Genomic DNA, 14,918 nt, shown 5'->3' with positions numbered 1-14,918 from the left:
CGTGGGCGCGGAGATGTGAATAAGAGACAGATGCACGCGCGATTGCCCGTGACGGTCTCAAGGTTTATCCCGCAGAAGATCCCCGCGATGATCGCTGCGTGTCCTGGCTGCCACTCTACCATGACATGGGCCTGGTCGGGTTTTTCCTGACCCCCCTGACATGCCAGTTAACGGTKGATCTGCTGCCGACCCGCGAATTCGCMCGTCGCCCCCATGTGTGGCTGGACCTGATTTCGCGCAATCGCGGCACGATCGCCTACAGCCCCTCCTTTGGCTACGAGCTATGTTCGCGTCGCAGTGGCCAGGCAGATCTGGACCTCTCCTGCTGGCGCATTGCGGGGATCGGCGGCGACATGATCCGCCACCATATCCTCGAAGGCTTTGCCGAGCGTTTTGAATCCAATGGATTTGATGCTCGCGCGTTCGTTGCCAGCTACGGTATGGCCGAAGCAACACTGGCCATCAGCTTTGCACCGTTGAATACCGGTATTCAGACCGACACGATCGATCTGCGCACGCTGGAAAAAGACGGCCTCGCCAAGCCTTCCAATGATCCTTCTCACGCGCTCCGCACTTTTGTGCTTTGCGGTGAAGCCCTGCCTGAGCACGAGATTGAAGTCCGTGACCCGCTCGGTAACATTCGGCCTGAGCGCCACGTTGGTTGTGTTTTCGTCCGTGGACCAAGCCTCATGTGTGGCTATTTCCGCCGGCCGGAAGAGACAGAAGCGGTTCTCGATGCTGATGGCTGGCTGAACACTGGCGATCTTGGCTACCATCTAAACGGCCAGATTGTCGTAACAGGCCGCGCCAAGGACCTTATCATCATCAACGGCCGGAATATCTGGCCGCAGGATCTGGAATGGTCTGCCGAGAGCGAGATCAGCACACTCCGATCCCGCGATGTCGCAGTCTTTTCCGTGGAAACGGAAACTGGCGAGAATATCGTCGCACTTGTTCAGTGCCGTGCAACGGAAGAAGAAAGTCGCAACACGCTCCGTGATGAAGTCACGAGCCTGTTCCGCCGTCAGCATGGTGTGGACGTGCAGGTTATTCTGGTTCCGCCCCGCACCCTTCCACAGACGTCTTCCGGCAAGCTGACGCGTGCCCGCGCCAAGACAATGCTTCTGTCAGGTCAGTTCGATCTGCAGACCGAGCCAACCAACTCCGCAGCCTGACGGACACACCTGACCGCTTTTCCTCTCCCTGCTCAGGGAGGGGGTGGCGAACAGACGTGCTTTGACGCATAAAGCGCTCACAAACTGCATAGTAAGACCGAGAGTTCAATTCCATGACTGACAGCGTCGCCGGCATCTCCGGAATGATCATAGAAAAGCTGCTTGCCAACCCGAAAGTGCCGCGGGACATCAATGGCAACAGCAAGATCGTCGAAGATCTGGCTTTTGACAGCCTCGCCGTCATGAACTTCGTCATGGAAATTGAAGATGAGCTGGACGTGTCTGTGCCGCTCGACAAGCTGGCAGATATCCGCACCATCAATGATCTGGCTGCTTGCCTTCATACACTGAAGGCAAGCCACGCGTGATTGACATCTTTGCAAAACACGCCGCCCTCCGGGCAGCCTATGACGGATTGACGGCCGTTTCGCCACGCAACCCGTTCGAGGTCGTGATTGAACGCCCGCTCTCAGCCACGGTCGGTCTGATTGAGGGGCGCGAGACGCTTCTGTTCGGAACCAACAATTATCTGGGCCTCAGCCAGTCAGGACACGCAGCGGAAGCCGCGATTGAGACAGCCCGCACAATGGGCGTCGGCACAACGGGCTCCCGGATTGCCAATGGCACTTTCGGCCTGCATCGCAAGCTGGAAGAGCGCCTCGCTTCTTTCTTCGGCCGCAAGCACTGCATGGTGTTCTCTACGGGATATCAGGCCAACCTCGGCACGATTTCCGCGCTGGTCAACAAGGACGATGTGCTGCTTCTGGATGCAGACAGCCATGCCAGCATTTATGACGGCGCAAAACTGTCTGGTGCGCAGGTCATCCGTTTCCGCCACAATGATCCGGTCGATCTTGAGAAGCGCCTTGCACGCCTGAGCGATCATCCTGGCGCCAAGCTGATCATCGCAGAAGGCATCTATTCCATGACGGGGAACGTTGCCCCGCTGGACAAGTTTGTCGAAATCAAGAAGCGCCATGGTGCTTACCTGATGGCTGATGAAGCACATTCCTTTGGTGTGCTGGGTGAAAACGGTCGCGGCGTTGCGGAACTTCAGGGCTGTGAAGACGGCATCGACTTCGTGGTCGGGACGTTCTCAAAGTCGCTCGGGACAGTGGGCGGCTATTGTGTGACGGATAATGATGGCGTTGATCTGATGCGCCTCTGCTCTCGCCCGTATATGTTCACGGCCTCCCTCCCCCCGGAGATCATCGCGGCAACGCTGGCTGCTCTTGATGATATGGTTGCGCATCCAGAACTTCGCACCCGCCTTCAGGACAATGCTGCACGTCTTCATGCCGGGTTGAAGGCCGCAGGCCTCCAGACAGGCGAGCATGTTTCGCCGGTGGTTGCCGTAACGCTGGAAACGGTGCCTCAGGCTGTCGGGTTCTGGAATGCCCTTCTTGAGAACGGCGTTTATGTTAATCTGTCTCTTCCGCCCGCAACGCCTGACAACCGTCCGCTACTGCGCTGCTCGGTTATGGCCGCTCACAGCCCGGAAGAAATTGATCAGGCAACAGCTGTCTTCAAGCAGGTCGCCGAGCATTTTCGAGACTGAGTACAGCGTCGCTTAAAACGCAAAAAAGGGACTGTCTGGGACAGTCCCCTTTTTCTGTGGGCTTTATCCTGAAAAATAACGTCAGACAGCTCTGCGTAAGCGCTTCATACGCCAAAGCAACGCAGGCAAAGTTAGCAAGGGATGGCGACGCTCAAAATCAGAAAGGGCTAGATCCAGCCCTGTATGGCGCTGAATTTTCCATGCCAGATAAGACGCGCCATTTTCAAAAGTAAAMGCAGCCTTCACCAGTCGGGCGACATTTCGCGGTTTGCCTGACGTCCCAACAAGCGCCCACCGGCGAGCCGCTCGTTTGCGCAGGGTTGCCGATATTGTAGGTTCAAGCATCTGACCCGATGCAGCATAACCAAGATGCGCACGCGCCCATCCCAGTGTCAGCATGCTACTGAACCGCTTCTCTTGGCCTGCGAGCAGGCTGTTCCCGCGCCCTTTTTTCTCAACCCTCAATTCAGATGCATAGGTATGAGCAAAAAGTGTTTGCCAATACTCAAGGGCTGTCATGCGCGGAGCGCCCAGAAGAGCTGCCCAACAGGACGCCGTCGTCACACACCTTGCCAGCAGGTCCAGCAACACATCCGCTGCCCGCTCATCCCGGACCCACACCAGACGTACAGGCTGACAGAACCGTGCCCACAGTGTCGTATCGAGCGCGCCAAGTGACGTACGGTCTTCGAACTGCTCCCGCGACAGCACCGCAATCTTTGCCCGCAACGTGCGACTACCGTCCTTGAACTCCGCGTAGCGTACATTTGGGGGAAGAAGCAGGTTGCCCGTTCGGGCGACCATACTGCCGGTAAAATCCTTCGAGCTTTCTGTCACGATATAAAAATCGAGAATGCCTTCCGGGTCCGCTGCACGAAGCACTGACCCATAGAACAGAACACCCAGAGGTGGACGCGGGAACGCACGGGCCAAAGCATCCGCGAAAGCGACAGCCCTCTCATCAACAGGCGTCGTCAACTCTTTGATCAGGAGTTTTTCAAGGGCATCAGGCATGGAGGAAACGGAAGGCAGGCCCACGTTCAAGGCGAATACGTCCACTCTCTGAGGGCGTAAAAACTTCCCCGTCGAGGACAAAATCACTTCTGGTTTCAAGCATCATGTCATCTGTCCGACCGCTCACATAGTCTGGATGACGACGCAACCAGCGAGGCGCTCGCCCACACAGCAGCGCAGCAGTCGCGCGGGCAAGGTTTTCCGGATAAGCGCTGACGTCAAGATATCGAAGACCTTCCACATTCGGCTCCGCATCCCAGAAGGGCCAGATTCCGTGGGAAAGTCGTGACAGCCCCGTTGAAAGGAACATGAAGCTGTTCCCGTCATAAGCGTGGCCGGACGTTTCAACCCGTAAGGGCTCGCCCGCCAGCCAACTCTTGCGGCTTTTCCGGAACAACAGACTGACAACGGTGCTGAACAGCGTGAAACCCACGGCCAGATCATGCGGAGCAAACCGCACGACGGTTGGAGAATGCGCGGTACGGACAGCTCTCGCGTAGCCTGTACAGCCCCCGAACAATCCCAGAACCGGCTTACGGTCGGTATCGGGCCAAGACAGGCAGATAGGCGTGCGAGTACTTGATCGCATGGCAGCTCCCTGCTCCAGGCGATCAATGGCTTCCATTCCCCTCAACCCAAACCCGACATCACCCGCAATGAGGTTGGTGTTCCCCGAGGCAATGACAGCGATGTCCGGAAGACGATCAGCAGGGTATGCGCGGGCGATAGCTGTCAGCGCTGCGCTGATGGTTCCGTCTCCACCATCAATGGCGATGGTTCGGACTCCCTGCCTGCAAAGGTGATGAACATGTTCTGTCATTCCTTCACGGCTGTCTGATGGAACGAAATTCTCTCCGAGAAGCGCCTTGGCCTCCGTAGCGAATACGGAACCGCCGCGCCGGTTCTTGCGGCTGCGAGCATTATGAATAAGGGCAAATCGCACTATAGGGGGAATTCTTCGTTTTTGTTCGGAGCTATGCGGGCGGGTCTAGCACGGCTATGATGTTTCGGCCAGAATGCGAGCTTCCCCTTCCGGCAGAAAGACTGACAAGGCTTCATTTTCCCAATGCCCCATGATCTTCCCGCAGAAACGTCTTCTCAGCGGGAGACGTGCGCCGTCGTTCTGGCCCATCTTTCGGMCCCCCACCTCCCCCCGCCTCCAGTGCGCTGGTGGGAGGCTCTGAACAAGCGGGCCCTGAGTCTCATTTCCTGGAAAAAGCACCGCCAACACGTTCATCTGGCGGCCACATGCGCGGCAATCGTACAGGACATCGCCAAGGCTGACGTGGATGCCGTTCTTGTCAGCGGAGACCTCACAAACTTTGGCACACCTGCGGAGTTCACCCTGGCTGCCGAGTGGCTTGAAAAACTACCCGCGCCGGCACTTGTCATTCCAGGCAATCATGATTGCATGATCCGGCAGTCCCCAGAAAAGGGGATCCTGCAATGGAAAAAATGGTCCGCAGCGACTTACCCGTACGCGCGCATCCACAATGGCGTTGCCGTTGTCGGCGTGAATTCCGGCATTTCGACCCCACCCTTCATGGCATACGGCCGCGTTGGCCGCAGACAGCTCACCCGACTGGAAGCATTACTGAACCAGCTGGGCGATGCCGGGCTCTGTCGCGTTGTCATGATCCATCATCCGCCCCGTAGAGGGCTTGTGCCGTGGCGGAAGTCGTTGCTTGATCATCCCGCTTTGACAAAGCTTCTACAGAGGACGGGCGCGGAAATCGTTCTGCACGGGCATTCCCATGATGCGACTCTGACTCATATTGCCGGAACCGACATACCGCTGCTTGGTGTCGCGTCAGCGTCTCTGACGGATAAACGCGCCCATCGGCAGGCCTGCTGGAATCATCTGAGCATTCGGCCTCGAAAGAGCGGTTGGACGATTGACCTTGCCCGTCACCGGCCGGATGGAAGCATCACGGAACAGGCGTCCTGGTTCCGCCCTCAAGGCAATGCGACATGAAGCAGCGCGCTTCCATTCTGGACAGGTATCTGTTGTGGCAGATGATGCCACCGTTCGTCATTGCGCTGTTCGCCATGCTCGTGGCGCTTCTTCTGGAGCGCCTGCTCGTCCTGTTCGACTATCTGGCATCAGCAGGAAGCTCGCTGGCGACCTGTATCGCGCTGCTCACTGACCTCCTGCCTCATTATTTCGGGATTGCTCTCCCTGCGGCACTCTGCATCTCGGTCTTTCTCACCATTCACGGGATGAGTGATAACAACGAGATCGATGCCCTTCAGGCTGGTCGCGTATCGCTCCTGCGGATTAGCCGCCCTTTCATGATTGTAGGCCTGCTTTTGGGTGCTGTCAGCGTGTTGCTCTACGGCTATATTCAGCCGGTTGCGCGATATGATTACCGGGCAGGCTTCTACTTTGCAGCCCATACCGGCTGGGCTCCCCATCTTCAGGCAGGAATGTTCGCATCCACGTCTGACACGGCAGTCATGACCGCAGACAGTGTCAGTCATGGCGGCACACACATGAAGCGTGTCTTCATTCGGGAAGTGAACAAGAAAGGCGTTGCCCACATCATTACGGCCCGCAGGGGCATGCTCACGATTTCGGACAAGACACGCAGCACGCAGATGGATCTCTGGGACGGCGAGATCGTCGATGATCCCTTTCCCGGCGCGACAGACCATAAACCAACGGTGACGCATTTCTCCCACGTCGTTCGGGTTATTGATCACCCGGCGAAAGAGACATCTTTCCGCTCCCGAGGAATTGACGAGCGGGAACTGACGCTCTTTGAACTCGCGCATGACCTGCGTTATGGCGTCCCCGGCATCGAATACCGGACGCTACGGGCAGAAATAGATTTCCGTATCGCCCACGCCCTTGCCATCCCGTTCATCCCACCTCTGGCTGTGGCGCTGGCCATTGGCTCACGACGCAGAAAGTCCGTATGGGGACTGATTGCCGTTTCCGGTATCCTTGTCGGCTTTGATCAGATGCTCATGTTTGGACATAGCCTGGCCGCAACTGGCCGCCTCCCTATCTGGCTTGCCATCTGGGTGCCTGAAGCGATCTTCTGCATTGGCTGTCCCGCCACTTTGCTGCGTCGGTCACGCGGCTCCTGGAAACGCCGCAAACTGGTTCGCCCCTCATGACCGCCCACGCACCTCGATATGTTCTGTACCGCTATCTGAACCGCGCGCTTTTGGGGCGCTTTATGCTCTGTGGCGGCGTGCTGGTATCTTTGCTTGAGATCCTCGCTCTTCTTGAAAAAACAACGCCTATTCTCAACCGGAATCTGGGCTTCAAAGGCATCCTGACATTTGCGCTGCTGCATCTTCCTGCACTCAGCGTCGAGATCATGCCACTGGCATTCATGGTCGGGGCCTTGTTCCTCCTGATGCAGATGACGCTATCGTCAGAAATGTCGGCCCTGCGCGCCGCCGGACTTTCTACAATCAATCTTTACAAGCGCTTTCTGCCTGCCGTCCTGATTGTGGGTTTCACCGGGGCAGCCATGCAATACTGGCTTATTCCCCCTTGCGAAAATGCGCTTGCCACATGGTGGAACAAGACCGACCCTGACGCAGCAAAACCCGACACGCCCGCAAAGCGCATTCTCTGGTTTCGCGCCGGGCCGACTCTGGTGCGTATCGGTCAGTATGCCAACGGTGGTGCTTTCCTTCGGGATGTGACCATTTATAACCGTGATCCTGGCGGTCTTCTGACAGGAACCGAGCACGCCGCAACCCTGACTTATGATGGCAAGGACTGGCACCCCACCGGAGCGCAGGACCTAACGCTGACGGATAATGGCGCTTTTGTAAAAATCACGGGTGGTGACAATAATTTTGCCATTCCGGCGACGCCATCAATGATCATGACGTTGTCGGAAGATAACGCCGCCGTGACCCCAAGTCAGATCAGGGCTATCCTCCACAAGGGGGCACCTGCCAGTCTTCCACGCGCCACGTACCGCATGGCGCTCTTCAGTGGCATTATTCTTCCGCTGCAGGTCGCAGTAATGCTTTTATTAGCGCTACCAGTGATCTATATCCCCCCTCGGGCAGGACTTCGAAACCCGCTTCCGGTCTATGTGCTGGCCGCGGGAATGGGCTTCGTGATCCTGCAGGGAATGATTTCCGCACTGGGCAATGCCGGAACGCTTGGTGCGCCGCTGGCCGCCTGCGCGGGTCCGCTTCTGGGCGCCCTTCTCGGGCTGACCTGGGTCCTGAGGATGGAGGAAAAATGAGCAAGTCCAAACCATGGCAGAACATGTCGTCCCTCCGAACGGGGCGCAGCTTCGACCTTGGAAAGATGTCGCTGCCCCAGTTGTGGATTGCCTACCTCACCTACCCGACCATTCTTCTGTATTTCGTACTGATCGTTGCAGCAGCTTTCGCAGCACTTCACTTCTCCCATAGCCTGCTGACAACGCTGATACCCGTTCCTGTCGTGATCGTGGTGTATCCGCTGGCCTGGTATATGATCCATCGCTTCATCCTGCATGGGCGCTGGCTATACCGGAACCACTGGACCGCTTCGCTCTGGAAGCGCATCCACTTCGATCATCACCAGGACCCCCATCTACTGGACGTGCTGTTTGGATCACCCCTGAACACCGTCCCGACCATGGGCATCATCACCATGCCGATCGGATACCTGATCTGCGGCTGGAGCGGAGCATTCTGCGCCTTGTCCACAGCCCTCGTCATGACGTGCATCTACGAGTTCTTTCACTGCATCCAGCATCTGGCCTACAAGCCGCAGTGGAAATGGGTTGCGCGGATCAAGCAGCTCCACGTGCTTCATCACTTCCACGATGAGAACGGCAATTACGGAATCACGAACTACGTACCAGACCGCTTTTTTGGCAGTTTCTACGGTGAAGCCCGTGAGCGTGCGCGTAGCCAGCACGTCTTCAATCTCGGCTACGATCTGGATGAAGCCAAGCTCTATCCCTGGGTTATGGACCTGACGGGCTCTCCGCCAAAGGATCGTCCAGATGGTGCGCGCCCGACCTCCGACAACAGCCGCACAGCGTGAGCCTTCCCGTTCTCGTACTCGCTGGTTCTCGTGACGGTGAGCGTGATGTTCTGGCACAACTCGGGAAGGTCTCGCACAAAGCGCTCCTTCCGGTCGGCGGCCAACCCATGCTGGGGCGCGTCCTGCGCGTACTGGAGAGCATGCCTGCTCTCGGGCCGATTACGGTCAGCATCGAAGCACCAGACCGTATTCGGGACATTTCCGGCGAGGCCCATGTTCTTCAATCGGCACCGTCTCCCAGCGAAAGCGTTGCGGAAGCTCTCATCAAAATCGGGACGCCCTGCTTGGTGACAACGGCTGATCACGCGCTGTTGCGTCCAGAATGGGTTTCAGAATTTCTTGGTAAAACGGCTGGATGTGATCTTGCCGTGGGCGTCGCTCTTCGGGAAACTGTAGAGCGCGACGTCCCGACCACGAAGCGTACCTATATTCGCCTCGCGGATATGAGCTTTTCCGGATGTAATCTTTTCTGGATGGGCACGCCTCAGGCTGCGGAAGTGGTCGAACTGTGGAAGCGGCTTCAGAAAGACCGGAAACGCCCCCTGAAAATGGCGCGAACACTGGGGTTCGGAACGCTTCTTCGGGCACTGACAGGCCGCCTGGATTCCACGGCTCTGTGTCGTCGGATCGAAGTTCTGACGGGCGCCAAAATACGTCTCGTGCCGCTTTCTGACGGTCAGGCCGCCGTAGATGTCGATAAGCCTTCTGACCTGACACTCGCTGAACAGCTTCTGGCACAACGGTCTTCATGAAAATTGCTTACGTCATCAACTCGCTCGAATGCGGTGGCGCGCAGCTTCCCATTCCGGACATTGTCTCCGTTCTCCAGCAGCGAGGTGGCGAAGTCACAGTTTTCAGCCTCGAAAAGCGTGATGGCCTGGCCATTCCCGTTCTGGAAAGCCACGGCATTGAGGTTCGTGTGCGGTCCGGCGGCAACAAAGACCATTTAGCGGCCTGGCGCTGGCTACGCGATGAAATGGAAGCGTTTCAGCCCGATCTGATCTGGACGTCCCTGACCAGAGCCACACTCCTTGGCCAGCGCGCAGCCAACAGGCTTGGTGTCCCAGCGGTTCACTGGCAGCATTCCGCCCAACTGAAATCCGCCAACCGTCTTCTGCTTCGGCTTTTATGCCGGAAAGCGAAACTGTGGATTGCGGACTCTCCAACGGTTGAAGATTTTGCCCGCAGAAGTCTGGGATTACGGAACCGCGTTCTCCCCTGGCCGATTTTCCGTGCCAATCCTCACAGCCCGAAGGCAAAAGCCTGGCGTAAGGGACAGACCGTCCGTATCGGCAGTCTTGGCCGACTGCATGCCGTCAAAGGGTATGATCTGCTTTTCGAAGCCCTGGATCTACTCCGCGACCACCCGGATCTGCCGCCCTACCGACTTTTTCTTGCAGGAGACGGTCCCGAAAAAGAAACACTGGAGCAGATTGCCAAGGAGAAAAAACTCCCTGTCGATTTTCTGGGGCATTGCGACAAGCCGTTCGATTTTTTGTCGACGCTGCATCTGTATGTTCAGCCGTCCCAGTGGGAGGGCATGTGTGTTGCCGCCCATGAGGCCATGGCCTGCGCGCTGCCCGTAATTGCCACGCCGGCCGGCGAAATCCCCCACACCATGGAAGACGGGCATTCCGGTCTTGTGGTCCCGTTCAACAACGCCCCGGTTCTGGCCAGTGCGATTGCTGAACTCATTATGACACCGGGGAAGCTCAAACCTATGGGGCGCCTCTCCCGGGAGCGTGTTCTGGAGCGGTTCGGCCCGACAGCGTTTCTGCGTCAGGGAAATGCCGTTCTGGACCGAATTCCTGGCTTCAACCCAGCCTCAGACGACGCTTCACATTCATAAGATCCCGACGTGGGCCAATTCCAACACGCTTGACGTCAACAAGTGTCACCTGCCCAGCGGCTGAAAGCGTGTGGAAACCGTCCGGAAAACGACGGCGCAACACGGCAGGCGCATCCAGCACATCACTTGGTGTCACTTTCGGCAACCCGCGCTCAAGCCCTTCAATCTTCAGCAGACGGATGCCTTGGCCATAAGTGTCACGGCAGTCTTGCGTGGGAAGGAAGAGCTCTCCATCGACAACAACCGGAGTACCACCCGGACGCGCTCCCGTACAGTCACTCAAAAACAGTCCGAGATGTGTCCACGGCCCCGTAAGACCGTCTGCTACGGAGATGTGCAGAGCGCTTTGCCGTTCATCTCGTGTGCCTGCGGGCGTCCAGAACATCCACCAGCGCTCGGCGTAATGGAACGGCGTGGCGTCAATTGCGGCCTCTCGGAAATCAAATGCTTCGACCTTTTCCCATTCCAACGGAAAAGCTTTGGCCCGATACAGGGTCAGGCGGCCTGAAGCACTGGCCTCGGGCAGCATATATGTCTCCCCGCCATGCTCAAAGACGTACGGGTAGGACAGATGCCAGTCCTCACACAGGACAGGCTGTTGCTGAATCAGCTTTCCTGTCCGGTCATAGACCAGAACATCAATGGTGCCTTTGGGGGCTCGGTAGTCGAAGGCTTCCGCAAAAACATGCAGCTTTCCGTCCCGCCAAAGACCAAAAGGATCGGCCAGAAACCTGTGATCTCCGATATCCGGCAGGGTCGTCACCTCAAACCCGTTGAGACTACCCGCTCGGATCAGGTCCGCCAGAGGAGCGTGGATAATGGCGCAACGCCAGTGGTCCGTGCGTAGAAACGGCATGCCGACTCTCCTTGAAAAACGCGAACAGGGGCAGACGTAAAGCGCAGATCCGGGCAATATGGAACCATGAGTTCGGTCCTTTCCGAGATCCCGCCTGGTTTCCCTGAACGACAGTTTGCCATCCGGCGTGCTGTTTTGGGGCTATGTCGCGCCATGGGCTGGGCAGCAATTAACGAATTTGCTCTTCCCTCGGCCGGGCGTCGCGCAGACGTGATGGCCCTCCTGCCGGATCACAGCCTGTCCTGCATTGAGATCAAATCCGGACTCCGCGATTTCCAGACAGATCAGAAATGGCCGGATTACCGGAACTGGTCGGACAGGCTGTACTTTGCGGTGGATGATGGCTTTCCGCTAGAAGTTCTGCCTCCGGACGTTGGCATTATCACTGTCAGTCTCAGCATGGTGCCCAGTAGCCTCTTCCACAGTGTGGTAGCTGAATGCGCCATCATTCGTGATCCCGCAGAACACCGGATCGCACCGGCACGTAGGCGGACAATTCTGCACCTGTTTGCCACCACGGCCGCCAGTCGCCTCATGTCTCTTGAGGATCCGGCCATCACAGCCTCCCTGCGCGCAGCACGCCGCACAGAATAGGATATGTCCATGAGTTTTGACCCTATTGCCGTCCGTCTTGAAGCCGCCCGCAGTGTCGTCCGGGATGCAGCGGCGCTCGCCCTTTCCATGCGCCCTCAGCCTGGGGGCCCGACTGGCACTCTCAAAGGCCGTCAGGACTATCTGACGGAAGCAGACGGAGCTGTTGAAGCCCTCGTCAGCCGTCGGATTCAGGAACTCTTCCCGGAAGATGGTTTTCAAGGCGAAGAAGGCGGCCTGACACGTGAGGGGCAGTTCCGTTGGGTCGTGGACCCGATTGATGGAACCTCCAATTTTGCACGCGGGCGAGACCGGTGGTGCGTGTCGCTGGGTCTGCTTGAGGGCAATGTGCCCGTTGCTGGCGTTATTGAGGCTCCAGCCCTCAATGAAGTGTTTACTGCTCAGAAAGGCAAAGGCGCCTTCCTAAACGGAAAACCCATCAAAGCCTCCCCTATCAGCAACCCGCAGGAGGCCATGATTGAGATGGGATGGTCCTGCCGGGTGTCGACCGAACTGTTTGGTGAAAAAATCGGCGCAATCATGTCTCTGGGCGCCATGCCGCGTTCAGGTGGGTCTGGGGCCCTGGCGCTGGCGGACGTCGCATGTGGTCGCAGCGATGGTTACCTTGAAATCGTGATCCAGCTTTGGGATGTCGCCGCAGCACTGATCATTCTGAAAGAAGCTGGCGCTACTGTCTCTCCTTTCCTTCAGACAGGCGGTCTGACAGGAGGCGCCACTATTCTCGCGGCTGCTCCCGGTATCGCCCAAACCCTGTCAAACGCCGTGAAGGTGGAAATCTGACACGACCTGCCGCCCCCGCACTCGTGATTTGGCCTTATTTCACGCATAGTGCGGGGTAGATCTATTTTTGCCGCTAGCAGAAGGTAAGTTTTATGACCCTGTCCGGTCTCCTGCGTTCGACCGTTCTTGCCGCCACAGGGTGTGCAACGCTCGCTGCGTGTTCTGGCACAACCACCACCACAGCAAGCGAACAGCAGATCGTTGTGGATAAAGCGACGCTGGCTGTTCAGGACCTGTTTGCAAAAACAACCTCGACATCCCGCTCACAGCAGCTTCTGGCGGAAGCCAAAGCCGTCATGGTGTGCCCGTCTGTTCTGAACATGTCTTTCGGTCTGGGAGGCTCTGGCGGTCGCTGCGTCCTCATGAGCCGCGATGCGCGTGGGTCATGGTCTGATCCCGCATTTTACCGTCTGAGCACGGGGTCTCTGGGTGTTCAGGTTGGCGTCCAGAACTCCGAGATGATTTTCTTCATCATGTCCCAGCGCGGCATTCAGGCCCTGCTGGATAGCCAGTTCAAGTTTGATGCGACAGCATCCGCATCTTTCGCCACGATCGGGACTGGTGTTGAAAGCAGCACGGCCGGAGCAAAGAATACGGACATCTATGCGGCACAGAAGGCTCAGGGTCTTTATGCGGGCGCCGCACTTGGTGGCTCCAAGCTGACAGTAGATAGCGGCGCGAACCGCGCTTACTACAATCAGGCTGTTGGTCCTGAAGACATTATCGTGACGATGCGCGTCAACAATCCGTCTGCCGATCCGCTTCGTCGCATGATGATGAACATTGCGAAACTACCAACAGCCTCCACGGCCCGCTCAACAAGCGCAACAGCTCCAGCCTCTCAGGGGAGCACGTCAACGGATATCGACCCCGTAAGCAGCAGCCCCTACCCCAGCAACTACGACACCTCTAAGCCGTACAGCACCCAAACGCGCGGCGTGCAGAGTTCATCTCTGAACCCTGTGAAGTAAGCCAAAAAAGCCCCGCATGTGAAAATTCGGGGCTTTTTTATTGTGGGACGACCGGGATTTTCTCTCGGTATGCCCGGATATTTCGGTCCTGCTCCTGGAGTGTCTCAGAGAAACTATGACCACCCTCACCCGTAGCGACGAAATATAACGCCTTCCCTTCGGCCGGATGGGCCGCAGCCTCAAGAGACGTCTTACCCGGTGAGCAGATTGGCCCCGGTGGTAGGCCGGTTTCCAGGTAGGTATTGTATGGGCCAGAGACCTGAAGATCATCATGTGTCAAAGGACGATCCAATGTCCCCAGACCGTCACTTAGCCCATAAATAACGCTTGGATCTGTCTGAAGGCGCATGCCGAGTTTAAGACGGTTCAGGAAGACGCGCGCCACCATTGGACGTTCAGTCGGTACCGCTGTTTCCCGCTCGATCAGGGATGCAAGCGTCACCAGATCCTGCGGGTTTTGGATCAGGCTATCCAAGGCTTCCACATCACGCTTGTCCCATATGGACTGCACCTGAGCGTCCATCATGCGCTTCAGGCGATCAACCATGGATTGCCTTGCAGTGCCACGGACATAGGCAATAGTCTGAGGAAGGACGCTTCCCTCCACGATTTGAGGGACGTCTCCCGTCAGGAAAGGTGCTTTGCGAAGAATATCCGCAATCTTCAGCGCCGTCAGACCTTCAGGAACAGTCAACTGATGGGAGACAGGCCTACCATGCCGCAAAATTTCCAGCACATGAGCCACGGACGCTCGGGCGGGAAACTGAAGTTCCGCCGCATGAATCTGTCCGTCCCGATGCGTAAGAAACGCTGACAGCCGGAAGAAGGCTCCGGAGGACCATGTTGGGGAAAGAATTCCGTCATCCTGAAGAGCTTTTGTAACCGTCGCGTTGTTACCACGCGGAATGACAAAGGCTTTTGTTTCAGGAAGCGGACCAGGGTCAGTGTAATGACCGTACCCGGCGACGGCTCCTGCGACAAAGAGCAGCGGCGCCATAAAGATTGCCAGCTTACGGCCAGCCTTGGGGGGAAGAAGAGGTTTTCTGTTTTCTTCGCCGTCCGGCTGGCTTTCAGGCATAAATCAAAACG

The 14,918-nt window shown here is 57.3% G+C and carries 15 protein-coding genes and 1 pseudogene; 12 read left to right on the top strand and 4 right to left on the bottom strand.

Going from position 1 to position 14,918, the window contains the following annotated elements; all coding sequences use genetic code 11:
* Positions 1-29: 29 nt before the first annotated feature.
* The 3 genes and pseudogenes from KP708_RS13715 to spt form a co-directional block, all read left to right on the top strand.
* Positions 30-1,175: pseudogene (locus KP708_RS13715) on the top strand (fatty acyl-AMP ligase); the annotation flags it as partial.
* 113 nt (positions 1,176-1,288) lie between these two features.
* Positions 1,289-1,543, top strand: a complete 255-nt coding sequence (locus KP708_RS13710) for an acyl carrier protein (protein WP_046899528.1) — start codon at positions 1,289-1,291, stop codon at positions 1,541-1,543.
* Complete coding sequence (gene spt / locus KP708_RS13705; RefSeq protein ID WP_215748761.1) at positions 1,540-2,733, top strand: serine palmitoyltransferase; 1,194 nt, start codon at positions 1,540-1,542, stop codon at positions 2,731-2,733. Before KP708_RS13710 ends, spt begins: the two co-directional genes overlap by 4 nt.
* Positions 2,734-2,814: 81 nt before the next feature.
* Here spt and KP708_RS13700 read toward each other — a convergent pair whose 3' ends face one another.
* Together KP708_RS13700 and KP708_RS13695 are read right to left on the bottom strand one after the other, a co-directional pair.
* The gene (locus tag KP708_RS13700) at positions 2,815-3,747 is read right to left on the bottom strand and encodes a hypothetical protein (RefSeq protein ID WP_215749398.1); all 933 of its coding nucleotides are present in this window, start codon (positions 3,745-3,747) and stop codon (positions 2,815-2,817) included.
* On the bottom strand, positions 3,740-4,690 hold the full coding sequence (locus KP708_RS13695) for a diacylglycerol kinase family protein (RefSeq protein ID WP_202206698.1): 951 nt from the start codon (positions 4,688-4,690) through the stop codon (positions 3,740-3,742). Before KP708_RS13695 ends, KP708_RS13700 begins: the two co-directional genes overlap by 8 nt.
* 123 nt (positions 4,691-4,813) lie before the next feature.
* Here KP708_RS13695 and KP708_RS13690 point away from each other — a divergent pair, with 123 nt between their 5' ends.
* The 6 genes from KP708_RS13690 to KP708_RS13665 are packed head-to-tail and all read left to right on the top strand — an operon-like array spanning position 4,814 to position 10,610.
* Positions 4,814-5,722 carry a metallophosphoesterase gene (locus KP708_RS13690; protein WP_215757200.1) on the top strand — a complete coding sequence of 303 codons (909 nt, stop codon included), beginning with the start codon at positions 4,814-4,816 and terminating at the stop codon, positions 5,720-5,722.
* A complete protein-coding gene (locus KP708_RS13685) occupies positions 5,719-6,870 on the top strand; it encodes an LptF/LptG family permease (protein ID WP_215748763.1) in 1,152 nt (383 codons plus the stop codon). The genes KP708_RS13690 and KP708_RS13685 overlap by 4 nt, the downstream gene beginning before the upstream one ends.
* The gene (locus KP708_RS13680; protein WP_215748764.1) at positions 6,867-7,967 is read left to right on the top strand and encodes an LptF/LptG family permease; all 1,101 of its coding nucleotides are present in this window, start codon (positions 6,867-6,869) and stop codon (positions 7,965-7,967) included. The genes KP708_RS13685 and KP708_RS13680 overlap by 4 nt, the downstream gene beginning before the upstream one ends.
* A complete protein-coding gene (locus KP708_RS13675; RefSeq protein ID WP_215748765.1) occupies positions 7,964-8,761 on the top strand; it encodes a sterol desaturase family protein in 798 nt (265 codons plus the stop codon). The genes KP708_RS13680 and KP708_RS13675 overlap by 4 nt, the downstream gene beginning before the upstream one ends.
* Positions 8,758-9,513, top strand: a complete 756-nt coding sequence (locus KP708_RS13670) for a nucleotidyltransferase family protein (protein WP_215748766.1) — start codon at positions 8,758-8,760, stop codon at positions 9,511-9,513. The genes KP708_RS13675 and KP708_RS13670 overlap by 4 nt, the downstream gene beginning before the upstream one ends.
* Complete coding sequence (locus KP708_RS13665; RefSeq protein WP_215748767.1) at positions 9,510-10,610, top strand: glycosyltransferase; 1,101 nt, start codon at positions 9,510-9,512, stop codon at positions 10,608-10,610. Before KP708_RS13670 ends, KP708_RS13665 begins: the two co-directional genes overlap by 4 nt.
* Here the strand turns inward: KP708_RS13665 and KP708_RS13660 are convergent.
* A complete protein-coding gene (locus KP708_RS13660; protein ID WP_215748768.1) occupies positions 10,576-11,466 on the bottom strand; it encodes a hypothetical protein in 891 nt (296 codons plus the stop codon). The genes KP708_RS13665 and KP708_RS13660 overlap by 35 nt on opposite strands.
* A 66-nt stretch (positions 11,467-11,532) precedes the next feature.
* Between KP708_RS13660 and KP708_RS13655 the strand changes: the two genes are divergently transcribed.
* The 3 genes from KP708_RS13655 to KP708_RS13645 all read left to right on the top strand — a co-directional run bounded on the left by KP708_RS13655 (position 11,533) and on the right by KP708_RS13645 (position 13,829).
* On the top strand, positions 11,533-12,060 hold the full coding sequence (locus KP708_RS13655; protein WP_211513083.1) for an MmcB family DNA repair protein: 528 nt from the start codon (positions 11,533-11,535) through the stop codon (positions 12,058-12,060).
* A 9-nt stretch (positions 12,061-12,069) separates the two neighbouring features.
* Complete coding sequence (locus KP708_RS13650) at positions 12,070-12,858, top strand: inositol monophosphatase family protein (protein ID WP_215748769.1); 789 nt, start codon at positions 12,070-12,072, stop codon at positions 12,856-12,858.
* Between the two features lie 92 nt (positions 12,859-12,950).
* Positions 12,951-13,829: a lipid-binding SYLF domain-containing protein gene (locus KP708_RS13645; protein ID WP_046899537.1), complete on the top strand. Its 879-nt coding sequence runs from the start codon at positions 12,951-12,953 to the stop codon at positions 13,827-13,829.
* A gap of 37 nt (positions 13,830-13,866) precedes the next feature.
* On the opposite strand, the gene mltG is transcribed toward KP708_RS13645, so the two are convergent.
* A complete protein-coding gene (mltG, locus tag KP708_RS13640; RefSeq protein ID WP_215748770.1) occupies positions 13,867-14,907 on the bottom strand; it encodes an endolytic transglycosylase MltG in 1,041 nt (346 codons plus the stop codon).
* Positions 14,908-14,918 lie beyond the last annotated feature (11 nt).

The organism is Gluconobacter sp. P5H9_a (assembly GCF_018812085.1).
Lineage (GTDB): Bacteria > Pseudomonadota > Alphaproteobacteria > Acetobacterales > Acetobacteraceae > Gluconobacter.
Note: the sequence above shows the minus strand (reverse complement) of the source record. Positions and strands in the feature narration are given on the sequence as shown.